Genomic DNA, 23,934 nt, shown 5'->3' on the forward strand with positions numbered 1-23,934 from the left:
GTAATCTTTATAGTGATTATACTATAAAAAAGTAAGTGTGAACAGATTTTCTTGCAATTTTTGTGACAAAAACTAGACAATTTCATTCATTTTGTGGTGCCGTTTGATGTCTGAACATTCTCATTTAGTCGAGATGATCGAAAATATTTTTTTGTTTTCTATTTTCAATGACCTTCAATACATCATCAACATCCTCATACGACTGCCCATACCATTCTTCATCTTTATACGTATGGATTCGTTCATAGGTCTTCCTCATAGCCTCCATCATTTCTTCCTCATTATCTGTAAGAGGCGACCAATAAAGGATTTCCATGCGGTTCACTTCATTTGTTGCAAGTGACCTGCGTTTATAACCGATTGATTCTGCGTGCTTGAAGTGCTCTCTTTGGTAAAACTTTAGGCGTTTTGCAGTATCTGCATCATCTTCATCTACAGGCTCGACCTCAAGCAAGATCGGTTTCTTTTTTTCCTTCAGCTTATGAATGAGCTTTGATCCGAGGCCTTCACCTCTTGCATCTCTGGAAACAAATAAATAATCAATAAAGATGAAAGAATCAAATTCGGCGTACATCATCACATGATGAGGTCCTTCCTCCTTATGATAAACATCACTTCTTTCCTTTAATAAAGCTTCCATATGCTCTTTTGACTTCATTTCTTCTATCGGGAAGTATTCACTGAGCTTTTCATACCAATTCATGGATCCGCTCCTTATGATATCGTTAAGAACCACTTCCTTAGATATTCCCGATTTCCTATTATTTAAACGCCTGTACTAGTAAGACGCAGCAAAGTCTTCACTAGTTTCACTTTTTTTCAAACAACAGAAAAAAGTTTTATATCGAACGGTCTATGAGTAGTTGAAAACAAACAAAGAGGATAAGTGTCATCGCTATTTGAAACATAATGAAATAAAGATACTTCATGCGCCGTGCTTCTTGCTTCTGATTGCTTGTCTTTCGGTTAAGCATATATTCCACCGAAAAAGACACAATGCCAATGAGCACCATAAACACGAGCATCCACTGTCCCCCATTTGGTTTCCTCAAAAAAGACGTTGAAAAAAGCATGAATACAATTAGAAAGTGAAATAATGAGTAGCGAAACGTCTTCCATATGGACATCTGATTTCCTCCTAGAACCTGCTTGTTGTTATCTAGAAATTACCATCATCTTATTTTTTTGTAAAATAAAAAAAGAAGCACTGACATAGCAGCGCTTCTTTCTTCTTATGATTGTTTAGCTTGAAGCTCTTTGAATTCTTCCTCTGTGCAGCTCACAAAGTGACCTGGCTTCACTTCACGGAACTCGGTGTTCGTTCCTTTGTGAACAGATGGATCATACTTTATTCGTTTGCGGTTACGCTCATAATCTGGATCTGGGAGCGGAATCGCAGATAGTAATGATTTTGTATATGGATGAAGCGGATTTTCGTATAATTCATTCGCTGGTGCCAGCTCAACCAATTTTCCGAAATACATCACACCAATACGATCGCTGATGTATTTTACCATAGACAGGTCATGGGCAATGAATAAGTACGTTAAGCCTTTTTCTTCTTGAAGTTCTTTCATTAAGTTGACGACCTGTGCTTGGATCGACACATCTAATGCAGAGATTGGTTCATCGGCGATGATGAAATCTGGTTCAACTGCTAATGCACGGGCAATTCCGATACGCTGCCTTTGACCACCTGAGAATTCATGCGGGTATCTGTTTGCATGCTCTTTGTTCAAGCCAACAGTTTCAAGTAATTGGTACACACGCTCTTTACGTGCTTGCTTTGTTTTTGCTAGGCCATGAATGTCGATGCCTTCTGCAATGATATCAAGGACTGTCATTCTAGGGTTGAGTGAGGCATATGGATCTTGGAAGATCATCTGCATTTGACGGTTGAACTCAAGCATTTTTTGTCTTGATTTCTTCCCGTGTACACTTTCCCCTTTATAAAGAACCTCACCATCTGTCGCATCATAAAGTCTAATGATGGAGCGGCCCGTAGTGGATTTACCACAACCAGACTCCCCTACAAGGCCAAGTGTTTCACCTTTATAAATATCAAATGAAACTCCGTCAACTGCTTTCACAGTCCCTCTTGCTGTATGGAAATGCTGCTTCAAATTTTTGATTTCTAACAGTTTTTCTGCCATGCTATTCACCCTCTTTTACTAATACAGGTTTTTCGTAGCTACCTTCTAGTTCACGCATTCTCGCCTTTACAGAAGCAGGCGGTTCAACTTTAGGTGCATTTGGATGAAGTAGCCATGATTTCACATAATGCGTATCTGATACTTTGAACATTGGCGGTTCTTGTTCAAAGTCAATTTTCATTGCATAATCGCTTCGGAGTGCAAATGCATCTCCTTTCGGCGGGTTTGTCAGATCTGGCGGTGTTCCTGGGATTGCAGTCAGCTTTCCTTCATCTCCGCCATCTGTGTCAAGGCTCGGCATTGATGCTAAAAGTCCCCACGTATATGGATGTTTTGGATTGTAGAAAATTTCATCAACAGTCCCTGTCTCCACAATCTGTCCTGCATACATAACGGCTACACGATCAGCGACGTTGGCGACAACACCTAGATCATGCGTAATAAAGATAATAGATGTTTCCACCTTTTGCTGAATTTCTTTCATTAATTCTAAAATTTGCGCCTGAATCGTTACATCTAGTGCTGTCGTCGGCTCATCGGCAATCAATAGCTTTGGATCTGCTGCGAGCGCCATCGCGATGACAACCCTTTGTCTCATCCCGCCACTAAATTCGTGCGGGTATTGCTTGATTCTTTTTTCAGGCATTGCAATTCCAACAAGCTCCAGTAATTCAATGGCTCTTTTTGCAGCCGCTTCTTTTGAAATTTGTTCGTGCTTGAACAGTACTTCTGTAATTTGCTTCCCGACTTTCATCGTTGGATTCAAAGAAGTCATCGGATCCTGGAAGATCATTGAGATGTCTTTTCCTCGAATGGTTTGCATTTGTTTTTCTGTTTTCTTGACGATATCTTGCCCATCAAACAGGATCTGTCCGCGCTTGAAATAACCCGGCGGCATCGGTATTAATCTCATGATGGCCTGTGATGTCACACTTTTACCAGAGCCAGATTCACCTACAATAGCAAGTGTCTCGCCTTTATTTAAGTGAAAGTTCACACCACGAATGGCTTGAACCTCTCCACCATATGTTTTAAATGAGATTGCAAGGTCTTTCACCTCTAGAATACGTTCACGTTCCATCCTAATCACTCCTTATTTACGCAACTTCGGATCTAAAGCGTCTCTTAGTCCGTCTCCAACCACGTTAAAACCAAACATTGTTATACAGATAAATGCGGCTGGGAACCATAATCTCCAAGGATAGTACGTCATGGCCGGAATTCCGTCAGACGCCATTGTTCCCCAGCTCGCTAATGGAGCCGGTACACCAAGTCCTAGATAGCTTAAGAATGCCTCCGTGAAAATAGCTGAAGGAATGGTGAGTGTCATTGTGACAAGAATTGGTCCCATTGAGTTTGGAATTAAGTGTTTAAATAAAAGTCTAGATGTTTTCGCACCTAATGTTTGTGCAGCAAGAACGTACTCTTGACTCTTTAATTGTAGAACCTGTCCCCGAACGATACGTGCCATGTTTATCCAGCCTACGACTGTCATGGCGAGGATAATTGTTAATAATCCTTTTGGCAGAACAACCATCATTAAGATAACCATTAATAGTGTTGGAATTGCCCATAAAACGTCTGCGATACGCATCATGACTTCATCTGTACGGCCGCCTTTGAACGCAGCAATACTTCCCCAGATAATACCGATGATCACGTCAAGGACCGCTGCAGCAAGACCGATGAAGATCGAAATTCTTGCCCCGACCCATGTACGGACAAACATGTCACGTCCTAAATCATCTGTACCGAACCAGTGCTCTTTTGAAGGTGGCTGGTCTGCATTCAGTAAATCGGTCGTCGAGTAATCATATTTAGAAAAAATCGGAACAAAGATGGCCAGCATCACAATAATAAAAATGATTGAAAGACCAACCATTGCAAGTTTATTTGCACGGAAGCGAAGCATAGCATCCTTCCATAAAGATAGACTAGGTTTAGAAATTTTTTCAGATTCTGCTGCGTCAGCTGTCGCAGGAACAAATAAATCTTTTCTCATCTCTTCCATGTGTTAGACCCCTTTCTTCGCCTTCGTCAGTTTAATTCTAGGATCGATAATACCGTAGAGGACGTCAACGACTAGAATACTGATTAATAGAATAATACTGTAGAAGACTGTGACACCCATGATGACGGTGTAATCACGGTTTGTAATACTTGTGACAAAGTGAGAGCCTAATCCAGGAATACCGAAAATCTTCTCCACGACAAAACTACCTGTTAACACTGAAGCAGCCATTGGTCCCATATATGTAATGACAGGTAACAATGCGTTTCGAATTGCGTGTTTAATCGTCACAGCTGATTTCGTTAATCCTTTCGCTCTAGCCGTTCTAATGTAATCACTGTTTAGAACTTCAAGCATACTTGACCGTGCAAGTCTAGCGATAAATGCCATAGGCATGAAGGAAAGTGCAATAGAAGGTAGTACGGTGCTGGCCCAAGACTCCCATCCTGCAACTGGGAAAATCGCTAAAACGCTTGCCTCAGATGCAAATACATATTGTAGCAGCGCAGCTAAAATGAAACTTGGAACTGAAATTCCAAAGATCGTTAAAATGGCAATCGTATAGTCCTGCCACTTGTTATGATAGAGCGCTGCAAGGACCCCAAACAATACACCAAATGCTAATGCGAGGAGAATTGCCTCAATTCCGAGGGTAAAGGAAACGGGGAATCCAGAACTGATTAAGTCATTTACAGTTTGTCCTTTATATTTAAATGAGGGACCAAAATCTAATTTTGCAACTGAACCTAAGTAGTTTACATATTGAACAAATAAGGGCTTGTCCAACCCGTAGTGCTCGTTTAGGTTTGCTTCAATTTCAGCAGGAAGTTTCTTCTCACCAGAGAATGGACCACCCGGTGCTGCCTGCATGAGAAAGAAAGTTGCAGTTACAATAACAAACAGTGTGATTAAAATATATATTAATCGCTTACCGATATATTTAAGCAACGGAATTGCACCTCCATGATTTTACAACATTTTCTCTAATCAGCAAGAAAGGTATATGGAGAGACATCCTCCATATACCTTAAGATCCTTGCCGTAGATCTCTTACACTATAATTCTTACTTTTCGAAATGTGCCCATTTGTATTGAACATCACCTAGTCCAGATACAACCACACCTTTTAGTTTTGGATCTTGTACCCAAAGCTGAGTGTAGAAGTAAATTGGTGCTATAGGCATATCGTTGATGATGATTTCTTCTGCTTTTTTCAGCATTTCTTCACGTTTCGTTTTATCTGTTTCTTTCGCAGAATCATTCAACAATTGTTTGTACTCTTTGCTTTCCCATCCAGTGTCGTTGTTTCCACCGTCTTTATCTTTGTAAAGCTCAAGGAAGTTCACTGGATCGTTGAAGTCACCTAACCAGCCCATACGTCCGATTTGGTAATCTCCGCTGTGGATCTTGTCGATGTATACGTTCCACTCAGAGTTATCAAGTTCAACTTTCACGCCTAAGTCTTTCTTCCACATTTCTTGAATTGCTTGTGCAATCTTTTGGTGGCCTTCATCTGTGTTGTAAGAAAGTTTCAATGCTGGAAGATCAGAAACTGACTTATAACCTAATTCTTTCACACCTTTTTCAAGAAATTCTTTCGCAGTTGCTACATCGTGATCTTTGAAGTAGCCAGTTTTGTTATCAGTGAATCCTTCCATTGTTGGAGGAACGATTGCCATAGCTGGCACTTGCTCACCTTGCGTAATTTTGTCAACGATCGCTTGACGGTTGATTGAGTATGCAAGGGCCTTACGGATGTTTGCATTGTTTAAAGGTTTTACTTCTGTGTTGAATTTGTAGTTATAGATACCTGCGATCGTTTGGATTTTAAGACCGCCTTCTTTTTTCAATGTTTTTAAAGACTCAGTTGGAAGGCTTCCAGTTGGTGAACCAGCCCAGTCAAGCTCGCCTTTTTTGAACATGCTAAGCTCAGTGTTTGTATCTTTGATCATAGACATGTTGATCTTTTTCAATTTCACAGTATCTTTATCCCAGTATTCATTGTTCTTTTCAAGCGTGATAGAACCGCCATGTTTCCATTTAGAAAGAACGAATGGTCCGTTAGATACGTAGTTTTCACCAGCATTTGTGAACCAGTTTTTATTCTTTTCAGCCACTTTTTTGTTGACTGGCATATACGTATAGAATGCAGTTAGTTCAGTAAAGAACGGTGTTGGGTTCTCTAGCTCAACTACAAGCGTTTTGTCGTCTTTAGCTTTAATGCCAACATCAGCAACTTTCGCTTTCCCTTTGTTCGCTGCTTCAGCACCTTTAATATAGTAAAGCTGGTAAGCATATTGAGATTCATTTTTAGGATCTAATGCCCATTTCCAAGCATATTCGAAATCTTTAGCTGTGACAGGGTCACCATTAGACCATTTTGCATCACGAAGTGTGAATGTGTATGTTTTACCATCAGCACTTGTTTTGATATCAGAAGCCATTGCATTTTCTGGCTTACCTTCAGCGTTAATTCTTGTTAATCCCTCAAAAGTCTGACGGATGACACTTCCTGAAGTTGAATCATTTGCCAATCCCGGATGTAGAGAAAAAGGCTCAGTGGAGATATTCACATTTAATGTTGTTTTAGCCTCTCCAGAACTGCTCGTGCTGTCGCCTGATTTGTTTCCGCTGAAACCACAAGCGCTTAATACAAGTGTGAAAATAAGCATTAAAGTAACAACAGACCAACGCTTTTTCAACTGTATTCCCCCTTATAATATGTTTTAGTTCAAAGGTCTCGATAGAAGATGAGATTCAGATTTAAGAAATAGCGTAAAAAAGTCCCTAAATAGCTTACTTTCTATTTCTTTTGTTTTTTCTGAATTTTCACTATGTAAAGAGCCTAGCACAAACGTGTGAACAAATTAATTATAATGAATAGAATAATTTATTGCAATATCAATTTCATATATTTTAAAAAAACGTAAATGGGGATAAAGAGGGATTTTTATAAACTAAAGTCTCAATCACTTCAACAAATTAAAGCGTAAATTGATTAAAATAATTTAACAAATTCAGCAGGAATAATGTTTTATACATATAATTAATCATCCTTTTTTAAAAAATTCTGACAGATAGTTGATTTTTTATCTAAAATTTTAAGTGTCAAACGGCATGATGAGAAGGTCACATGAGGGCTTCGTGACTTTTTTATGGTCATCCTTTATAATAGATAGACATACTGTTGCGATGAAAAAGAAGAGTACATATATTCACCATTTACAGAGAGTCTGCGGCTGGTGCGAGCAGATAATGGCATGTATGGAATGGGCTTTGGAGCAGCTAACCGAACACTTTTAGAAGTAAGTAGGCTTAGACGGAGCAGTCTCCGTTATCAACGTCTTGAGTGATTTCTATGTGAAATAACAAGGGTGGTACCACGGTTCATTCGTCCCTTTTCTGTTGAAAAGAGACGGGTGGGCCTTTTTATATTGAAGAAAAGAGGTTTTAGTATGACAAAGAAGACAATTTTTTCAGGCATTCAGCCGAGCGGTTCTGTGACTTTAGGGAACTATATTGGAGCAATGAAGCAATTTGTCGATTTGCAGCATGATTATCATGGCTATTTTTGTGTAGTCGATCAACATGCGATTACGGTGAGTCAGGACCGGCTAGCTCTTCGCCAAAATATTAGAAGCTTAGCAGCTCTTTATTTAGCAGTTGGACTTGATCCAGAGAAGGCAACATTGTTTATCCAATCAGAGGTACCTGCTCACGCCCAGGCAGGATGGATGCTGCAATGTGTTGCTTATATTGGGGAATTAGAAAGAATGACCCAATTTAAGGACAAATCCGCTGGTAAGGAAGCGGTTGTTTCAGGCCTATTAACGTATCCCCCATTAATGGCTGGCGATATCTTATTATACGGTACTGATTTAGTCCCTGTCGGAGAAGACCAAAAGCAGCATCTTGAATTGACTAGAACGCTTGCTGAACGTTTTAATCGAAAATACAATGACATCTTCACTGTACCTGAAGTGAAAATTCCAAAAGAAGGCGCTCGGATTATGTCTTTAACAGATCCAACGAAAAAGATGAGCAAATCCGATCCGAACCAAAAATCCTTCATTACCTTATTAGATGAACCAAAGCAGCTTGAAAAGAAAATTAAAAGTGCTGTGACGGATTCTGAAGGCATCGTCAAGTATGACAAAGAGAACAAGCCTGGTATTGCCAACTTGCTGACGATTTATTCTGTATTAGGCAACGTATCGATTGCAGAGCTTGAGCAAAAGTATGAAGGCAAAGGGTATGGTGAATTTAAGGGAGATCTTGCGAACGTAGTCGTTGATGCTTTAAAACCAATACAAGATCGGTACTATGAACTCATTGAGTCAGACGAGCTTGACCGCATTCTTGACGAAGGTGCTGAAAAAGCAAACCGCGCAGCAAACAAAATGCTGAAAAAAATGGAGAATGCGATGGGTCTTGGCAGAAAACGCAAATAAAAAAAGCTTGCAGCACATCACGCTGCAAGCTTTTTCTAATTCACTTTTGATTCGTTTTCCATTTCCCAAAGCTTTTCAAAAAACGGCTGTCCCTTAATCATTTTTTCACAAAATGCTAAATGATTCTCTGACCATCCATCAATGGTTTCATTGTAAAGCATGTTCCAAATCTCTTCGAATGACATTCGTTTGATTTGATTGTACATGCGCGGGTTCCATTCCGTATACCAATACGCAATTTCTGCTCTGTTTTGAAGACCTTTTAATTGATCGAGCGCCATAAACATTAGCTGCTTCAACTGTCTTTCTTTTCTCGTTAATCCGCTGATGTGCTGCGGCGGCAAAGACAAAATATGATACTCCTTCGCCGACTCAAGACTATCCAGAGAAAATTCATATTCCTCAGCCTTCACATCTTTCACCATCTCATACACCAATTGCTCCTGCCTTGGGATTAAGCGGCTTTTCCTCACAGGAATGGAATACCCAATCGTATCCACAGCAATAATCCGGATACCGTCCGTGACCACAAAGCAATATTCTAGTTTACGCCGTTCATGATTTTTTCGAATATATGATTTCTCAAAGACAGATTCTAGCAGCGTCTTCGGCAGTTCTGAAAGATCATTCTCTATGTAATCAAACAAAGGACTCTGCACCTTGAGTAAAGGCACTTGATCTAACAGCTCCACACTGTCCTCCTTACGCCACTCATGAAAATGACACACATTGTAGCCATTTTCTTCCCCTTCAAACCAATTCACCCATACGTCATGAAGAAATAACATAACCAATCCCTCACTTTATAAAAACTGTTGTCCACAGTATGGGCAAGGGATAGAGAAATTATTCCAACTTTATTAAACTTCAAGCGGAGTGAATGATGGCGTGCATTTTTTTATTTTTATAAAGAAAACAAAGTGCGTGTCGCAGAGTCCCTTTCATCTTGTCATAAAAAATGAGGCATTACTTTAGCTTTTTAGGATCAAGCGCATCTCTCAGCCCATCTCCTAAGAAATTAAAGCATAAAACGGTCAGCAATATCAGTAAACCTGGGAAGAGCGGATACCACCACGCTTGCACCATAATCGAGAAGTTTTGTGCATCTTGCAGCATGTTGCCCCAGCTTGCTGTTGGCGGCTGTATGCCAAACCCTAGATAGCTCAGCGTTGATTCGGCTAAAATGACGGAACCTACTTTAAGTGTAGCTGACACGATAATAGGACCGATACAGTTCGGTAAAATATGCGAAAAGATGATGACATGGTTTTTCGTTCCAATGGTTCTCGCCGCGAGTACGAATTCTCTTGTTCGTAGTGATAAGAATTCACTGCGGATCAGTCTCGCGGTTGTGGTCCAGCCGGTCAAAGCAAAGATTAATATCAATTTATCAATGCCCGGTTTGAAAATGGTGACAAGCGTGATCAATAGAAAAATGTCAGGAATCGACAATACCACATCAACAAATCTCATTAAGATAGAATCAACAAATCCTTTGAAATACCCTGCTACCGCTCCAACGACGGTGCCAATGGTGATCGCCCCGACCACTGAGACGAAGCCAACTAGCAGAGAGACCCTCGCTCCATAAAGCACCCTTGAGAAAATATCTCGGCCAAACTTGTCAGTTCCCATCAAATGCTCAGCACTTGGCGGCTGGAGCCGCTTCAATAAATCTTGCTGCTCTGGTGCATAAGGGGCAATCACTGGAGCGAAAATGGCTGAAAAGATAATGACCAATAAGATCACGGAGCCGGCAACCGCCAGTTTATTTTTGAAAAATTTCTCACAAAATAAACGCAGCATCGTCTCTGGCTTTGGCGGAAGACCCTCTTTTAATTTGAGATCGACAGGAGGTGTTCCCATATTAGGCTGTGCCAATTGTGCTTCAGCTCCCTTCTAATATTCAATACGCGGATCAACGATCGCATATAGAATATCCGCTATTAAATTTCCAACCACCACGAGCACTGCGGAAATAACAGTCATCGCCATAATGACCGGATAATCTCTCGAAAAGGCAGAATCGATGAACAGCTTTCCAAGCCCTGGCCAAGTGAAAATTTGTTCCACCACGACTGCGCCGCCAATAAAGGATGGAACCATCAATCCGAAAATCGTAATGACAGGCATAAGACCGTTTCTTAACCCGTGCTTGAAAATGACTTTGTTTTCTCGAAAGCCTTTCGCTCTTGCGGTGCGAATATAATCCTGCCTCATGACATCAAGCATACTCGACCTTGTGTACCGGGTGAGCCCTGCCATATCAGCAGTTGCTAAAACAAAGGCTGGTAAAATGATGTGATGGAGCCGGTCAAACACATTAAAATCGGCATTTAAGGTAGAAACACCGCCTGTCGGGAACCATCCTAGATTCACAGATAAAACCATAATCAGAATGAGTCCAAACCAAAAGTTCGGAATAGCCAGTCCGATAAAAGATGTAACCGTAATGCCATAGTCAAGCTTTGTATATGGACGTTTTGCTGAAAGAACACCAAATGGGATGGCGATAATCAGTGCGACTAATGTAGAAAAGATCATGAGGATGAGGGTATTTGGCAGCCGGGCAAAAATCAAATCAGCCACGGGCGTTCCCTTTTTAACAATGGAAGTGCCAAAGTCACCTTGAAGCATATTGCCAAGCCATTTCATATATTGCACATATTCAGGATCGTTCAAGCCGTACTTATCAATAAAGGCTTCCCGGTCTGCGGCACTAATGGTCGGGTCCATCATGAGTGACATTGGATCGCCTGGTGCTGCTTTCATAATGGCGAAGGACAAAATAGTAATCCCAAATAAGATGGGAATGGAAAGCAGTGTCCTTCTAATGATATATGTAACCATATGCACAACTCCTTTTTCATCGGATCGCCATACTGTGATGAAAAAGGGCTAAAATAGTCTTTATTTTAGCCCTCTGTCTTCATTGCAGCGTGATATGAGAACCCTTAAAATCTAACTGGTGCTTGGTGAATGAAATCATCGTGAGCACCAGCGCGCCGGACTGACGCCGAATAGAAGGGTTTGTCTTCACGCTGAAAGGGGAGACCCCCCCTCTTCACTAACAGCCTACTGTTCAATCCACCATTTCTCGATTTTGTAATACTCATCTTTCGGGTGGTAAGAGTAGCCTTGGAGATTAGATGGCATCGCGCGATGTGAGTTGGCATAATAAAGGAACGTATATGGCTGATCTTCTGCGATCAGTTCATAAATTTTTTCATATGCCTTTGAATATTCTTTTCGATCGCTTAAGTTCTTAGCATCCACTAACAGCTTATCGACCTCTTCATTTTTATACCAGATGTTATTCAAGCCTTTTTCTGACTGGCTTGAGTGGAAGATGCTGAATTGATCAGGGAATGTGGCAAGGCTCCAGCCGAGCAGCAGCGCATCGTAATCCCACTTAGGCGGTGTCGTCTGCTCAATGAGTGCACTGAATTCCACAATTTGCGGCTTCGCTTCAACACCAATTTCTTTGAGCTGCTGCTGGACAACGACAGCGATGTCTTCACGGACTTTGTTTCCTTGGTTGGTCTTTATGACAAAGGAGAATTTTTTGCCGTTCTTATCAAGATAGCCATCTCCATCTGTATCCTCCCAGCCCTCTTCTTTCAGTATCTTTTTCGCTTTTTCTTGATCAAACTCAAATACTGGAACACGATCATTCTTCGGATAGTTCCATGACAGCGGACTTTCTGGAATGTTGGCTACTTTGCCGTCTCCGTCTAACACTTGATCGACAATCGTTTGACGATCAATGGCATGTGTCAGCGCTTGGCGGACCTTTTTACTTTTAAAGAGATCATTTTTCTGGTTCCAGCCAATGTATGAATAATTGAGCCCTAGATCAGATTCAATTTTAATGTTGCTGACTTTTTCAGCTGTTTGCAGCTCTGCTCCCGGTACAGCAAAGAAATCAATATCGCCTGCTGACAGCTGGGCAATCGCTGCATTCTGATCAGGAATGGTTTTAATCGTGACGGTATCAAGGTATGGACGTCCATCCCAATAATCGTCAAAGGCTTCTAGTTTAACGTAGTCTCCTTCTTTCCACTCGGCAAATTTAAATGGACCTGAACCAATTGGATTTTTTCGGTTAAATTCATTTTCACCGAGATCCTTTACAGGCACATCACCTAAAATATGCTTAGGCAAAATGCCATAGCTTCCTAATGTGACATTATAGAAATAGGGATCTTTTTTATTGAGCTTGAATTCGATTGAGTAATCCCCTGTCTTTTTAACAGAATCTAATACTTCAAAGCCTGATCCGCGCTCTCCATTGTAGTCCTTATTGATCGGAATGCTGTATGTAAACACAACATCATCAGCCGTCAGTTCTTCACCATCATGAAACTTTACGCCTTTTTTAATGGTCACATCAAACTGCTTGCCGTCATCAGATTCTTTAATATCCTCTGCCAGCGATAGCTGAGGGTTCAGCTTTCCGTCAGTTTGAAGTAAGAAGCTGTAGATTCTTTCCTCAATATCAGAGCTTGCCACGTCTGTTGAATACAGCGAGTTAAATAACGTAGGCTCTGCAATTGAACCGATGACAAGGTCTCCGCCTTGTACAGGTTTTCCAGTTGATTTCTTTTCACTGTCTCCAGATGTTTTATTTCCACTAGAGCAAGCCGCAAGCATGAGTGTAAAGATCAGCAGTAAACTGACCAAAATGGGTTTTCTATTTCTACCTTTCATATACAATTCCCCCTATCCTTTTTTAGAAATGACGACAGATGCCGCTTCATCCCCCCTCTCAAAGATGAGATCTTCCAAGCTGATTAAGCGTCGTAGAGGTGGCAGGCAACGAAGTGGTTTGTTTTTAATTCCTGAAATGCTGGTATTTTTTCTTTACAGATTCCCTTCGCATGCGGGCATCTTGTGTGAAATACGCAGCCTTTTGGCGGATTCGCAGGACTTGGCAGATCGCCTTGAAGCATGATACGTTCTCTTTTGATCTGACCCTTTTTACGGGTAACAGGAACAGAAGAAAGCAGTGCCTGTGTATATGGATGGAGCGGTTCATCATACAGGCTGTGCTTATCGGCAAGCTCCATCATTTTGCCGAGATACATCACGCCGACTCTATCACTAATGTGCCTGACCACACTTAAATCGTGAGAGATAAATAGATATGTTAGGTCAAATTCCTCCTGAAGCTCCTCCATCAGATTAATCACCTGCGCCTGAATGGATACATCAAGTGCTGATACCGGCTCATCTGCGATGATCATTTCGGGATTCATGGCAAGCGCACGAGCGATGCCGATTCGCTGCCTCTGCCCGCCAGAAAATTCGTGTGGGTAGCGATTTGCAAAGCTTGGATGAAGGCCCACCTTTGATAAAAGCTGTTCTACTTTTTCATTTCTTTCTTTTAAGGAATATAAGTGATGTGTTTTGTAGGGTTCTTTGATGATGCTTCGAAGTGTTTTTCTAGGGTTGAGTGATGCAAAGGGATCTTGAAAAACCATTTGGATGTTTTTTCGTGTTGATTGTCTTAGCTTTGATTCTGATACGCGGGAGATATCTTGCCCTTTAAAAAAGATTTGACCGTCAGTTGGCTGATATAAGCGAATCATTGTCCGGCCTAGTGTAGATTTACCGCATCCTGACTCCCCAACAATGCCTAACGTTTCACCTTTATAAATCTTCAAGTCTATGCCGTCAACAGCTTTGACTGCACCGACTTTCTTCTGAAAGACGCCCGCTTTAATCGGAAAATGTTTTCGGATCTGTTTCAGTTCAAGGATGGTTTCTTTCTCTGTTAGATCTGTTGGCTGTGGTTGATTTTGAGCAAGGGTCATGTATGGTCTGCCTCCTCATATAAGAAGCATCTGACGCTTCTGCCATTCTCAAATGTCCTCAGCTTAGGCAGCTCTCCTAGGCAGCGCTCCTTCACTTGCGGGCATCTAGGAGCAAAGCGGCAGCCAGCCGGAAGCTGATCTGGCGCAGGGACATTCCCTTTGATCGCCGTTAACGGCTGTATGTCTCCGTCAATGACAGGAATCGATTCAAGCAGCCCTTCTGTGTAAGGATGAAGCGGCTGATCAAATAATTCTTCGACGGTCCCATTTTCAACAACCTGTCCGCAGTACATGACAATGACTCGATCTGCCACTTCAGACACGACACCTAGATCATGAGTAATGAGAAGAATAGATGTACCAAATGTCGTGCATAAATCTTTCATCAATGTGAGCACCTGGGCTTGAATCGTTACATCTAGGGCAGTTGTCGGTTCATCTGCAATGAGAAGCTTCGGATCGCAGCTTAGCGCAATGGCAATCATCACTCTTTGCCGCATGCCGCCTGATAAACGGTGCGGGTAATCTTTGATGATTTGTTCCGGTCTGGAAAAACCAACAATCTTCAGCAGATCAATCGCTTTTTTCGTCGCTTCTTTTTTTGAAAGTTTTTTGTGATAGATGAGGATTTCTGTTATTTGTTCCCCGATGGTTAGGACGGGATTAAGTGAGGTCATCGGTTCCTGAAAGATCATAGATACATCATTACCACGAATGCTGCATAATTCCTTTTCACCATATGTAACTAGGTCCTTTCCATCAAGCTTGATGGAACCGTCCATAATTTTTCCACCAGTGCCGTTTATCAACCCCATAATGGATAAGGACGTAATGCTTTTACCAGATCCAGACTCACCGACTAACGCGACAGTTTCTCCTCTGTTGATGCTGAAATCAACGCCATCAACAGCAGGTATCGGTTCTTTTTTTCGAAAAAAATATGTTTTTAAGTTTTGCACTTCGAGCAGCTTGGTCATTCATTCGCCCCTTTCTCCATAGACAATAGAAATGAATAAAAAATTCTGTCTTTTTTGAATAAAAAGAATTATCAAAATTTATATTTGTATATTATTACATTGTTATGACGAAATCAAGAAGAATTTAGTAAATTTGTAATATGTCTCTTTTTATGTCAATCATTCATTTTATGAGTCTACCGCCTTTAAAAAAGTTTCGGACGGCTCTGCAATCATAGACTCCTCGCTGATTCGGTGCTCACTGAAATACTTTTTCACGATATAAAACCCGGTGGCGTAACCAAGCATTTTGGGGTAGTTCCCTTTTCCATAAAGGAGGTTCTGTATCAGTCTTTCGTCGTCCTGCACTTTTTGATCAAGATGACTGGATACCCATTTCTTATACAAGTGCTGAAGCTGCGTTTCGTCATAGAGAGTGGTCCATTTGGCTGTATAGCTTTCTCCGTATCTATGATACACAGCATATTCAGCGAGCCCCTCCATCATGATTGTATCAAGGAATGTAAAATCTTTTTCTTCTTTCGTGAGAAAATGCAACCTGCATACATGGTGATATTCATGAGTCAGCAATGTACCGATACGTTCTTTCGGAGTATTTGGCGACAAAAAGAGAAAGACCTTGTCGTCAAATGCCATGCCGGATTGATAATAAAATTGTTCTCTAATTTCTTTGCTGCTCTCATTGACTGGCAAAATAAAGACAGGAATGTCAGGACCTTTCCACTGCTTTTGCAGCGTTTGGTATTCTTTCATGACGAGCTGGAAGTACCCTTTTTCTTTGAGCTTGTCGATCATGTCTTTGCATGATCTAAAAGACCGAATCATTCCGTGATGCTGCAGGTGGGAGAGAATAGAGGACCATTCTTTTTCCTCTGCCCCTTTAAAATAAGGAATAAAGCGCGATGCCAGCTCCTGAAATGATGATGATTGATGAATGAGATATTGTGTATTGACTAGACCCATACCGCTAAACACCTCCATTTTCATCATATGCAAAAAAGCGGCGATCTGTTTATAGATCGCCGCCTTCTTAGGAAATATTACGCTTCGTATTTTTTAAAGATAATTGTCGCATTATGTCCGCCAAAGCCAAGTGAGTTACTTAGAGCCACTTGTACTTCTTTTGAACGTGCTTCATTTGCCACATAATCTAGATCACATTCTTCATCCGGTGTTTCAAGGTTAATAGTTGGAGGAATGACGCTGTCTTTAATCGCAAGCACAGAGAAAATAGCTTCTACTCCGCCTGCTGCGCCAAGTAAGTGACCTGTCATCGATTTTGTCGAACTGATCGAAAGCTGATTCGCATGCTCTCCGAACACTTCTTTAATCGCCATTGTTTCAAATTTATCATTGTACGGTGTGCTTGTTCCGTGTGCATTGATATAATCAATTTCTTCCACAGACAAACCAGCATCTCGAATCGCTTCTTTCATTGCGCGGACGCCGCCTTCTCCGTTTGGAGCCGGCGCTGTAATATGATACGCATCTCCAGTTGAACCATATCCAACAATTTCTGCATAAATTGTCGCACCGCGTTTTAACGCATGCTCGAGTTCTTCAAGAACGACAATCCCTGCACCCTCTCCCATAACAAATCCGTCACGGTTTTTGTCAAATGGACGGCTTGCTGTCTCTGGATCAGGATTTGTCGAAAGAGCTTTGTTCGCACAGAAACCAGCAAATGACATTTTTGTTAACGGCGCTTCTGTTCCGCCTGTGATCATCGCATCTGCATCTCCGCGCTGAATGACTTTAAATGCATCACCAATTGAGTTTGTCCCTGTTGCACATGCTGTCACTGTACAAGAGTTAACCCCTTTTGCGCCAAGTGCAATTGAAATTTGGCCTGTTGCCATATCTGGAATCATCATTGGAACGAAGAATGGGCTTACGCGTCTTGCTCCTTTATTTGAATACACTTCAAACTGCTCTTCAAATGTTTCAAGTCCGCCAATACCAGACCCAACCCATACACCAACACGCGGTGCGATTTCATCTGTGATTTCAAGACGTGAATCTTCTAGCGCCTTTTGAGCAGCAACGACTGCATATTGCGTGAAGCGTGCCATTTTTCGTGCTTCTTTTTTCTCCATGTAATCTTCAATGTTAAAATCTTTTAGTTCTGCTGCTACTTTTGCGGTATATTCACTTGAATCGACACGTGTAATTGGTCCAACTCCTGATACACCTGCTACAGCATTTTTCCATGTTGACTCTACATCGTTGCCAAGAGGTGTCAAAGCACCTAATCCTGTAACAACTACTCGTTTTTTATCCATTAATTTGTGCACCTCACTCTTTTATCGGCCCCATCGCATAGCGATTGCGCCCCACGTTAATCCGCCACCAAAACCAACCATTACAATCACATCGCCGTCATGAATTTTTCCGGCTTCGATTTCTTCACATAGTGAAATTGGAATAGATGCTGCTGATGTGTTTCCATATTTATGGACTGTCTTCGACATTTTTTCAACTGGCAGCTCTAGGCGTTCGCGGGCTGCTTCCATAATGCGAATATTTGCTTGATGCGGAATCAAGAAGTCAACGTCTTCTTTTGATAGTCCAGCTTTTTCGATGACGTTTACGCTTGACTCGCCCATTTGTCTTACAGCAAATTTAAATACTTCTCGTCCATTCATGATTGTATGATCTTTTTCATCTAAGTACAAGTGCTTCCCGCCTCTTCCATCGGCTCCAAGCTCAAATGAGAGAATTCCTTTCCCTTCGCTGACCTCTCCTAACACAGCAGCACCTGCTCCATCTCCAAACAGAACAGCTGTATTGCGGTCATCCCAGTCGGTAATGCGAGAAAGCTTTTCAACGCCAACGACGAGCACGTGCTTGAAAGTTCCTGATTCGATAAATTGTTTTCCAGTAACAAGCCCATACATAAAGCCAGCACACGCAGCGCTAATATCCATTGCACATGCTTTATGTGCACCGAGCTGCTCTTGAATCATACAAGCGACTGTCGGAAATGCTTGATCTGGCGTGACTGTCGCCACAAGAATCATATCGATATCTTCTGCAGCCACATCTGCGTCAGCTAATGCTTTTTTTGCAGCAGCAAGCGCCATATGAGATGTATTGACATCATCAGAAGCAATTCTTCTTTCTTCTATACCTGTTCTAGTACGAATCCATTCGTCAGAAGTTTCAACCATTTTTTCTAAATCAAGATTTGTTAACACTTTTTCAGGTATATAGCGGCCAAGGCCAATAATTCCAGCATTCATTGAATAAGACTCCTTTTACTCATACGAGCATGTGATATTGTGATCTTATATTAGTATCTGGTACTAATTTTACCTTATTTTTTTCTCCTTGGCAATACAAACGTCTAACCTTTCCTCTCACTTTTTTCATAGATTATTGATATACCGATAGTAGAAAGGAGCATGTGATATGGCGCAAAAAGATATTTTTTCGGCTATGATGTTTGGCCAGCCGCTTGAAAAGGAGAAAAGCAAGACAGAAGCAAAGGAGGAACGTGAGGAGACATCTCCAAGTGAAGACTCAATTGATTACATGCATGTCATGAATCAAATTGGGAACATTATGAACTCCATCGATGAACTGAAGCCTGTGTTTAAAGATGTTGGCCCTATGATTAGTGCCTTCAAGAAAAAATTATCATAAAAAAAGCCACTATTCTGTGGCTTTTTCTGATTCTGCATCTGCTTTCCCAAGCTCATATGCCTCTTGCATGACAGATGTAAACAATGATAAAAGCGGCTGAAGAGCTTCGGGCTCAAGCTGAATACCCGCTTTATCTAATTCTTCTTTTGCCTGCGGAAAATACTTCATGGCAATTTGTAAAAACTCCATCGATTTTTCGTGCTGCATCGTCGTATCCTCACTTTTCATTTGGCAGTTTGCCAGTTTTTTTGTAAGTCGCAATATCACTTTCAATATCTTTCACAAAAGCACGGTCAATGGTGGAACTAAATTTCCCCATTTCGATCACTCCTTCTTTAAAATCAAAGGAGTAGTCACCTTGTTCGTTTAGCTTGCCTTCATTAAATTTCTTCGCAATAATAGTGTACGCTTTATCCACATGCTGGACTGTGCTTGTTAAGACGGTATGACTGCCGAGGTTGGATTGATCAGTGACATATCCGATCGCTGATAAATTATCGGCTTTGATTTGTTCAATGACAGGGATATTATAACCATCGCCTGCTGGATATACAACATCTACGCCCTGCTTTTTCAATTTTTGATAGAGCTCCACGGCTTTGTCAGCATCATCCCAGTTTTCGACAAACTCGGCAAGCACTTGTACATGTTCATCTTGATATTTTGCACCTTTGATAAAGCCATCTACTTCGCTTTGCCAATCATATGTAGCAAGAATACCAATCTTTTTTGATTTTGACATATGTGCTGCTGTCATGCCTCCGAAAAAGCCCATCGCTTCACCTTTAAACGTCACATTCGCGACATTATCCGCCTGAGGCTTGTTTCCATTTACCGTGATAAATTGTGTTTTCGGATAATCTTCACTAATTAAGTTGAAAATTTCGCTGTATTCATTGCCATGGCCAATAATCAAATTGACTCCTTTTTTGTGAAATTCTTCAATGGCATCAACGATTTTCTCTTTGTCGACCATTCCTTCCTTATAATAAACATCTACACCAAATGTTGATTGAATATTTAATAAGCCTTTATAACCTTTCGTTCCCCAAACTTGATCATTAATTGTATCGGGGACGAGTAAACCCACCTTCTCAATCTGTCCTTTTAAAGGTGCCTGTGAGCAGGCAGATAATAGGAGAAGGAACGAAAAGATCATGACAAGCCGCTGATACTTCATGCCATGTTCAACTCCCTTTGCCACATGCAGGCATGAACCTGTATGTTAAATATAGGTTTATTTTATACTGAAAAAAGATAAGATGGAAGATCATTCTTGCTTTTTGTCGAAAAATGTTGAGTTTTGTCTTTTCCATTCTACCATCATTTCTTCTGCTTGTTTGTCATCCGTTTGTCTTTCTACCTTCAATTCATGTGTTTCCTGTCTTTGTTCAGTGCCCGATGCCCACTTGAACAAATCCCTTGCCACATCTTCTACAAAAAATGCTTCATCACGCTTAGTTCTTTCTTTATTAAGTGCCCATGGTCCGAACATGCGAGGGAGAATAACAGCCGGCACATTCTGATTGGACGATTCGTCTTCGGGTTTTTCGTATAGAACCCGGTACATGCCATGCTTCGCTTTCATGTCTTTGTGTCGTTTATCTGATTCCTCTGATTGAATAAAGATGAGGTCATACGTGTCTTTTCCATCCTGAAGGTCAATGACACGGAAGAGATCATTTCTGCCGAGCCACATCATTCGCTCTTCTAATAACATCTTTTGCTCTTCTGTATGATCATGAGGACATGTGATATCCACTTGAATGCCCTCTTTCATCATATATTCACACAGCGCTAGACCAAAAAATTCATCTGCCCCTATGATCAGTCCTGTTTCCATGTTCATGTCCCCTTTTTTAGCTTATCGAATAAAAAGAAGAGCCCTTTCCATGAAGGGCTGTTATCATCCTATTCATCACAATTCTCTTTCATGCGATTTATAAAACTTGTGAATGGATTGAAAGATTCTTCTCGGATGATCAAACATATGCAAGGTGAGATCGATCTGACAATGCTCTGGATTCTTCATATGCTGATCTATAAAAGGCTTTGCATGCAGTTCATATGCATACGGTGCGCCGTTTAGTCTTTGCCATATGTGAATCGGTACATGAGCAGAATGAACAGGGCAAGCAGGGAGCGGGTACGTTTCCGCTTCCTTTTCAGAGCAGCCGTAGCTTTTCGCTAATTCTTTGATCAGCTGTTTATAAAAGAATTTGTGTTCCTTTTCTCTTTCTCGTTGTGCATAGAGATGCAGACATGGATTCACGAGCGCAATGGACCTTAGCACTTCTGGCATCTCTTCAGCAAGGCTCATGGCAACGAGTGCGCCCATCCCCTCTGCCAGCACATGAATTTCCCGGTTTAATATTTCTTGTTTTAATGTGTGATGAACGAGCTGCTTTGCACTAAAAACAGCATCTTCGCATCCCCAGTGATTCCCATGAAGATGACTATTAAACAATGTATATCCTTCATCCTTTAAGGCAGTTAAAAGCTGGTTTCTTCCATAGTGCTGAAGCCAGAATGATGTATTTTCCTGCACAAAGTGATTTCGGTCACCGAGGATAAGAATGCCAAAGCCATTTGGTTTTTGAGGAAGGTGAATGACGTTCCACTGGGAACCAAGCTGGAAAAACCGTTCGCTTACACCCATATGGCCAGCCTCCTTTCAGTGATTCTGCTTTCTATGATATGAACAACAACTCTTGTAGGAATAAGGAAATCCCCTAAAGAGAGAAGAATTCTTTTTATTTTTATAGCAGAAGGTCTTAAAATGGTCACATAAAGGCTAAAACAGTCTTTTCCCCTCACTCGTATCTATGGTATGATAATCAATAGATTGTTACATAAAGGACGGTGGGATTATGCATTATATTATCACCCTCATTTGGACTTTTCTGCTGACACATATGGCTGGTTACATCGTTGCCTCGATGAATGGCGCTGCTTATGACTTTACTTTGACTTCTATTCTTGCAGTGGTGTTTACGGTTATTTTATTCATCTTTGCTGAAGTAAGTCCAATGAAAGAAACGGAAAGTTCAACAAAACACTCTTAATACGTAAGACTTGATTGCTGAGGAAGAGCTAAAATGATGTTGATTTTAGCTCTTTTTCTTTTTGATTGAAAAGCGGTACGCTAAAACCCCCTGCAGCCACAGGGGGTTTTTTTATCGATTACACCTCGACGGTTTCGGACTTCTGTTTGTCTGCTGTCAAATGGCTTTTCGCAAGCCCTGTAAACAGGAAGATCGCGATACCAGATAAAATTTCAAGGACCCCACCGCCAGCAATGACAGGTCCTGCTCCAAACCTTTCTGCCAGAACACCTGATACGACAGCTGCAAGCGGGAGAAAAACATTTGATGAAGCATTGATCACGGCGTATACTTGCGGCTGATCGTCTTGGTCGACAGACGTTTGAATAATGACCATTTCCGGTACATTGATCGCACTAACGGCGGCACCGAATATAAAGGATGCAAGTAGAACGACCGGCAGCCATGTACTCATCCCTGTGATAAAGAACGCAGCTCCTTCAATCATACCAGCGACAATAAAGAACAAACCAAATCTCTTAATTTTCACTTTCGCTAGAGCAAAGCCCATCATAAACGCGCCGACTGCGGCAACACCTCTTAAAATGGAATACACCATGGAATCGCTTTGCAGTGCTTCTGCTACGTATACAGCAGATAGTGCCTGCCACGGTGCTGCGGCGACATTCATTAAAATACAATACAGCGTCAGTGCAAATAAAATGTGATGATTTTTGACGACGAGAAAACCTCTTTTTAAGTTATACAAATATGTATTCTTTGCTTGTTTAATGCCTGCTGCTTTTTCTTCATCGGTTTTCTTTAGTTTGACGCCGATAATAAACAGGCCGGATATGATGAATAAGGCAGTGGTGATGAGCAGGGTATCTGCAGGTCCGATTAATTTGACCAAGAGACCAGCCACCATGACTGCTGCAAGTGCGATAATCTCAAAAGAAGATTGCAGGATGGCATTTGCTTTTTGAATCAGATGCTTCGGAACAATCTGCGGTAAAATGGCCACAGAGGCTGGATTATATGCTGCACCTGTTGCCGATTGAATAACCATTAATGAGATCAATAACCATAAAGGCAATAGATGCGAAAAATGCAGAAGCGGAATAATGAGTACAATTGTTGCTCGAACGACGTCTGAAGCGAACATCCATTTAGACAAATGGTGCTTTTTCATAAGAGGTCCTAGTATTGGGGCTAACAAAGATGAAGGAAGAACGGTTACTGCTAGGAGAAGTCCTGTACCGAGTGCTCCATCCCCTCTCAAAATCAATAGCCAAAGGACGGATGTAAAAGCAAAACTTTCTCCTGTGTTTTTAATCAGTCTTGATATGAATAATGAGGTGAAGCGTTTATTCCAAACACTTTCACTGAGATTCGTCTTTTCCATCACACAAATCCTTTCAACAATATATTCCAATTACATATTTTACCTTAAATTTTCTTTTTTTCATACTATTTTTTGAAAATTGGAACTTAATTGATTTTTATTATAAAGAAAAAAGAGGCATGACACATGCCTCTAAAGACTTATTCCTTCTGACTCTTAGTCAATTGCTTATGGCTTTCTTTGGTAGGTCCAAACACGATTATGGTTCGAGTTATCCGGAAAGACGTCGCCTGCTTGAAGCTTAATCTTTAAAGGATCTTTCACCATACTGCCGGTTTCACCGATCTCGATATACACACCATTATTCGGTGCTTTATTCCCTGATTTAAATTGATGCTTCTGACCCATTCCCATCCTCCTTTCTCGATGATGTTATTATGTCCCGTCACTTGCCTCTCCAATCCTTTATGCAAAAAGTCCCTGCTCCTACGA

General features: G+C 41.2%; 25 protein-coding genes and 1 other annotated feature. Of the genes, 3 read left to right on the forward strand and 22 right to left on the reverse strand.

The genetic code is table 11. The annotated features are described in order from the left end of the window. Positions 1-124 precede the first annotated feature (124 nt). The 7 genes from C6347_RS08220 to C6347_RS08250 all read right to left on the reverse strand — a co-directional run bounded on the left by C6347_RS08220 (position 125) and on the right by C6347_RS08250 (position 6,866). On the reverse strand, positions 125-703 hold the full coding sequence (locus C6347_RS08220) for a GNAT family N-acetyltransferase (RefSeq protein ID WP_060596005.1): 579 nt from the start codon (positions 701-703) through the stop codon (positions 125-127). A gap of 136 nt (positions 704-839) precedes the next feature. Then, positions 840-1,127 carry a hypothetical protein gene (locus tag C6347_RS08225; protein WP_060596004.1) on the reverse strand — a complete coding sequence of 96 codons (288 nt, stop codon included), beginning with the start codon at positions 1,125-1,127 and terminating at the stop codon, positions 840-842. Positions 1,128-1,232: 105 nt separating this feature from the next. Then, positions 1,233-2,153, reverse strand: a complete 921-nt coding sequence (locus C6347_RS08230; RefSeq protein WP_034663259.1) for an ABC transporter ATP-binding protein — start codon at positions 2,151-2,153, stop codon at positions 1,233-1,235. Position 2,154: 1 nt separating this feature from the next. Beyond that, positions 2,155-3,234, reverse strand: a complete 1,080-nt coding sequence (locus C6347_RS08235; RefSeq protein WP_374955728.1) for an ABC transporter ATP-binding protein — start codon at positions 3,232-3,234, stop codon at positions 2,155-2,157. A gap of 12 nt (positions 3,235-3,246) precedes the next feature. Then, the gene (locus C6347_RS08240; RefSeq protein ID WP_034663265.1) at positions 3,247-4,164 is read right to left on the reverse strand and encodes an ABC transporter permease; all 918 of its coding nucleotides are present in this window, start codon (positions 4,162-4,164) and stop codon (positions 3,247-3,249) included. Positions 4,165-4,167: 3 nt separating this feature from the next. Beyond that, positions 4,168-5,112 carry an ABC transporter permease gene (locus tag C6347_RS08245; protein ID WP_060596003.1) on the reverse strand — a complete coding sequence of 315 codons (945 nt, stop codon included), beginning with the start codon at positions 5,110-5,112 and terminating at the stop codon, positions 4,168-4,170. A 116-nt stretch (positions 5,113-5,228) separates the two neighbouring features. Continuing rightward, the gene (locus C6347_RS08250) at positions 5,229-6,866 is read right to left on the reverse strand and encodes a peptide ABC transporter substrate-binding protein (protein ID WP_034666712.1); all 1,638 of its coding nucleotides are present in this window, start codon (positions 6,864-6,866) and stop codon (positions 5,229-5,231) included. Positions 6,867-7,347: 481 nt separating this feature from the next. Further along, positions 7,348-7,566, forward strand: a binding site (T-box leader). 53 nt (positions 7,567-7,619) lie between these two features. Between C6347_RS08250 and trpS the strand changes: the two genes are divergently transcribed. Continuing rightward, positions 7,620-8,615 carry a tryptophan--tRNA ligase gene (trpS, locus tag C6347_RS08260; protein ID WP_060596002.1) on the forward strand — a complete coding sequence of 332 codons (996 nt, stop codon included), beginning with the start codon at positions 7,620-7,622 and terminating at the stop codon, positions 8,613-8,615. Positions 8,616-8,650: 35 nt separating this feature from the next. Here trpS and C6347_RS08265 read toward each other — a convergent pair whose 3' ends face one another. The 9 genes from C6347_RS08265 to C6347_RS08305 form a co-directional block, all read right to left on the reverse strand. Continuing rightward, entirely contained in the window at positions 8,651-9,403 is a 753-nt protein-coding gene (locus C6347_RS08265) for a YjbA family protein (RefSeq protein WP_060596001.1), read from the reverse strand. 178 nt (positions 9,404-9,581) lie between these two features. Further along, entirely contained in the window at positions 9,582-10,481 is a 900-nt protein-coding gene (gene opp4C / locus C6347_RS08270; RefSeq protein ID WP_081311422.1) for an oligopeptide ABC transporter permease, read from the reverse strand. A 33-nt stretch (positions 10,482-10,514) separates the two neighbouring features. Beyond that, positions 10,515-11,465, reverse strand: coding sequence for an ABC transporter permease (locus tag C6347_RS08275; RefSeq protein ID WP_060595999.1), 951 nt, complete (start codon positions 11,463-11,465; stop codon positions 10,515-10,517). Between the two features lie 225 nt (positions 11,466-11,690). Beyond that, a complete protein-coding gene (locus C6347_RS08280; protein ID WP_060595998.1) occupies positions 11,691-13,325 on the reverse strand; it encodes a peptide-binding protein in 1,635 nt (544 codons plus the stop codon). 83 nt (positions 13,326-13,408) lie between these two features. Further along, the gene (locus C6347_RS08285) at positions 13,409-14,431 is read right to left on the reverse strand and encodes an ABC transporter ATP-binding protein (protein ID WP_034663288.1); all 1,023 of its coding nucleotides are present in this window, start codon (positions 14,429-14,431) and stop codon (positions 13,409-13,411) included. Further along, complete coding sequence (locus C6347_RS08290; protein WP_045210037.1) at positions 14,428-15,408, reverse strand: ABC transporter ATP-binding protein; 981 nt, start codon at positions 15,406-15,408, stop codon at positions 14,428-14,430. Before C6347_RS08290 ends, C6347_RS08285 begins: the two co-directional genes overlap by 4 nt. 168 nt (positions 15,409-15,576) lie before the next feature. Next, positions 15,577-16,371 (reverse strand): DUF2268 domain-containing putative Zn-dependent protease, encoded by a 795-nt coding sequence (locus C6347_RS08295; RefSeq protein ID WP_034663290.1) that lies wholly within the window; start codon positions 16,369-16,371, stop codon positions 15,577-15,579. A gap of 77 nt (positions 16,372-16,448) precedes the next feature. Beyond that, positions 16,449-17,690 (reverse strand): beta-ketoacyl-ACP synthase II, encoded by a 1,242-nt coding sequence (fabF, locus tag C6347_RS08300; RefSeq protein WP_106048727.1) that lies wholly within the window; start codon positions 17,688-17,690, stop codon positions 16,449-16,451. Positions 17,691-17,711: 21 nt separating this feature from the next. Continuing rightward, on the reverse strand, positions 17,712-18,650 hold the full coding sequence (locus C6347_RS08305; RefSeq protein ID WP_012009552.1) for a beta-ketoacyl-ACP synthase III: 939 nt from the start codon (positions 18,648-18,650) through the stop codon (positions 17,712-17,714). 169 nt (positions 18,651-18,819) lie between these two features. On the opposite strand from C6347_RS08305, the gene C6347_RS08310 reads away from it, so the two are divergent. Next, entirely contained in the window at positions 18,820-19,053 is a 234-nt protein-coding gene (locus tag C6347_RS08310) for a hypothetical protein (RefSeq protein ID WP_034663296.1), read from the forward strand. A gap of 9 nt (positions 19,054-19,062) precedes the next feature. Here C6347_RS08310 and C6347_RS08315 read toward each other — a convergent pair whose 3' ends face one another. From C6347_RS08315 to C6347_RS08330, 4 genes are all read right to left on the reverse strand, one after another. Further along, positions 19,063-19,260, reverse strand: coding sequence for a ComZ family protein (locus C6347_RS08315; RefSeq protein WP_003211983.1), 198 nt, complete (start codon positions 19,258-19,260; stop codon positions 19,063-19,065). Positions 19,261-19,270: 10 nt separating this feature from the next. After that, positions 19,271-20,233, reverse strand: coding sequence for a BMP family ABC transporter substrate-binding protein (locus C6347_RS08320; protein WP_034663299.1), 963 nt, complete (start codon positions 20,231-20,233; stop codon positions 19,271-19,273). A 90-nt stretch (positions 20,234-20,323) separates the two neighbouring features. After that, positions 20,324-20,896: a nad binding enzyme gene (locus C6347_RS08325; protein WP_106041568.1), complete on the reverse strand. Its 573-nt coding sequence runs from the start codon at positions 20,894-20,896 to the stop codon at positions 20,324-20,326. Positions 20,897-20,971: 75 nt separating this feature from the next. Further along, positions 20,972-21,712 (reverse strand): alpha/beta fold hydrolase, encoded by a 741-nt coding sequence (locus C6347_RS08330; RefSeq protein WP_060595993.1) that lies wholly within the window; start codon positions 21,710-21,712, stop codon positions 20,972-20,974. A gap of 211 nt (positions 21,713-21,923) precedes the next feature. Between C6347_RS08330 and C6347_RS08335 the strand changes: the two genes are divergently transcribed. Then, positions 21,924-22,118: a YjzD family protein gene (locus tag C6347_RS08335; RefSeq protein ID WP_003211779.1), complete on the forward strand. Its 195-nt coding sequence runs from the start codon at positions 21,924-21,926 to the stop codon at positions 22,116-22,118. A 118-nt stretch (positions 22,119-22,236) separates the two neighbouring features. Here the strand turns inward: C6347_RS08335 and C6347_RS08340 are convergent, their stop codons facing one another. Both C6347_RS08340 and C6347_RS08345 read right to left on the reverse strand, forming a co-directional pair. Beyond that, positions 22,237-23,502 (reverse strand): MFS transporter, encoded by a 1,266-nt coding sequence (locus C6347_RS08340; RefSeq protein ID WP_106071569.1) that lies wholly within the window; start codon positions 23,500-23,502, stop codon positions 22,237-22,239. 168 nt (positions 23,503-23,670) lie between these two features. Further along, positions 23,671-23,850 carry a YjzC family protein gene (locus C6347_RS08345; protein ID WP_034663316.1) on the reverse strand — a complete coding sequence of 60 codons (180 nt, stop codon included), beginning with the start codon at positions 23,848-23,850 and terminating at the stop codon, positions 23,671-23,673. Between the last annotated feature and the right edge of the window lie 84 nt (positions 23,851-23,934).

Origin of the sequence: Bacillus sp. NMTD17 (assembly GCF_002998735.1) — a bacterium.
Lineage (GTDB): Bacteria > Bacillota > Bacilli > Bacillales > Bacillaceae > Bacillus.

Excerpts from the sequence above, each read along its gene's own strand:
- C6347_RS08285 (WP_034663288.1), bottom strand. The coding sequence starts at position 14,431 with ATGACCCTTGCTCAAAATCAACCACAGCCAACAGATCTAACAGAGAAA.
- opp4C (WP_081311422.1), bottom strand. The coding sequence starts at position 10,481 with ATGGGAACACCTCCTGTCGATCTCAAATTAAAAGAGGGTCTTCCGCCA.
- C6347_RS08225 (WP_060596004.1), bottom strand. The coding sequence starts at position 1,127 with ATGTCCATATGGAAGACGTTTCGCTACTCATTATTTCACTTTCTAATT.
- trpS (WP_060596002.1), top strand. The coding sequence starts at position 7,620 with ATGACAAAGAAGACAATTTTTTCAGGCATTCAGCCGAGCGGTTCTGTG.
- C6347_RS08220 (WP_060596005.1), bottom strand. The coding sequence starts at position 703 with ATGAATTGGTATGAAAAGCTCAGTGAATACTTCCCGATAGAAGAAATG.
- C6347_RS08230 (WP_034663259.1), bottom strand. The coding sequence starts at position 2,153 with ATGGCAGAAAAACTGTTAGAAATCAAAAATTTGAAGCAGCATTTCCAT.
- C6347_RS08235 (WP_374955728.1), bottom strand. The coding sequence starts at position 3,234 with ATGGAACGTGAACGTATTCTAGAGGTGAAAGACCTTGCAATCTCATTT.
- C6347_RS08290 (WP_045210037.1), bottom strand. The coding sequence starts at position 15,408 with ATGACCAAGCTGCTCGAAGTGCAAAACTTAAAAACATATTTTTTTCGA.
- C6347_RS08315 (WP_003211983.1), bottom strand. The coding sequence starts at position 19,260 with ATGCAGCACGAAAAATCGATGGAGTTTTTACAAATTGCCATGAAGTAT.
- C6347_RS08335 (WP_003211779.1), top strand. The coding sequence starts at position 21,924 with ATGCATTATATTATCACCCTCATTTGGACTTTTCTGCTGACACATATG.
- C6347_RS08325 (WP_106041568.1), bottom strand. The coding sequence starts at position 20,896 with ATGGAAACAGGACTGATCATAGGGGCAGATGAATTTTTTGGTCTAGCG.
- C6347_RS08320 (WP_034663299.1), bottom strand. The coding sequence starts at position 20,233 with ATGAAGTATCAGCGGCTTGTCATGATCTTTTCGTTCCTTCTCCTATTA.
- C6347_RS08310 (WP_034663296.1), top strand. The coding sequence starts at position 18,820 with ATGGCGCAAAAAGATATTTTTTCGGCTATGATGTTTGGCCAGCCGCTT.
- C6347_RS08295 (WP_034663290.1), bottom strand. The coding sequence starts at position 16,371 with ATGGGTCTAGTCAATACACAATATCTCATTCATCAATCATCATCATTT.
- C6347_RS08305 (WP_012009552.1), bottom strand. The coding sequence starts at position 18,650 with ATGAATGCTGGAATTATTGGCCTTGGCCGCTATATACCTGAAAAAGTG.
- C6347_RS08330 (WP_060595993.1), bottom strand. The coding sequence starts at position 21,712 with ATGGGTGTAAGCGAACGGTTTTTCCAGCTTGGTTCCCAGTGGAACGTC.
- C6347_RS08340 (WP_106071569.1), bottom strand. The coding sequence starts at position 23,502 with ATGGAAAAGACGAATCTCAGTGAAAGTGTTTGGAATAAACGCTTCACC.
- fabF (WP_106048727.1), bottom strand. The coding sequence starts at position 17,690 with ATGGATAAAAAACGAGTAGTTGTTACAGGATTAGGTGCTTTGACACCT.
- C6347_RS08265 (WP_060596001.1), bottom strand. The coding sequence starts at position 9,403 with ATGTTATTTCTTCATGACGTATGGGTGAATTGGTTTGAAGGGGAAGAA.
- C6347_RS08275 (WP_060595999.1), bottom strand. The coding sequence starts at position 11,465 with ATGGTTACATATATCATTAGAAGGACACTGCTTTCCATTCCCATCTTA.
- C6347_RS08345 (WP_034663316.1), bottom strand. The coding sequence starts at position 23,850 with ATGGGTCAGAAGCATCAATTTAAATCAGGGAATAAAGCACCGAATAAT.
- C6347_RS08240 (WP_034663265.1), bottom strand. The coding sequence starts at position 4,164 with ATGGAAGAGATGAGAAAAGATTTATTTGTTCCTGCGACAGCTGACGCA.
- C6347_RS08280 (WP_060595998.1), bottom strand. The coding sequence starts at position 13,325 with ATGAAAGGTAGAAATAGAAAACCCATTTTGGTCAGTTTACTGCTGATC.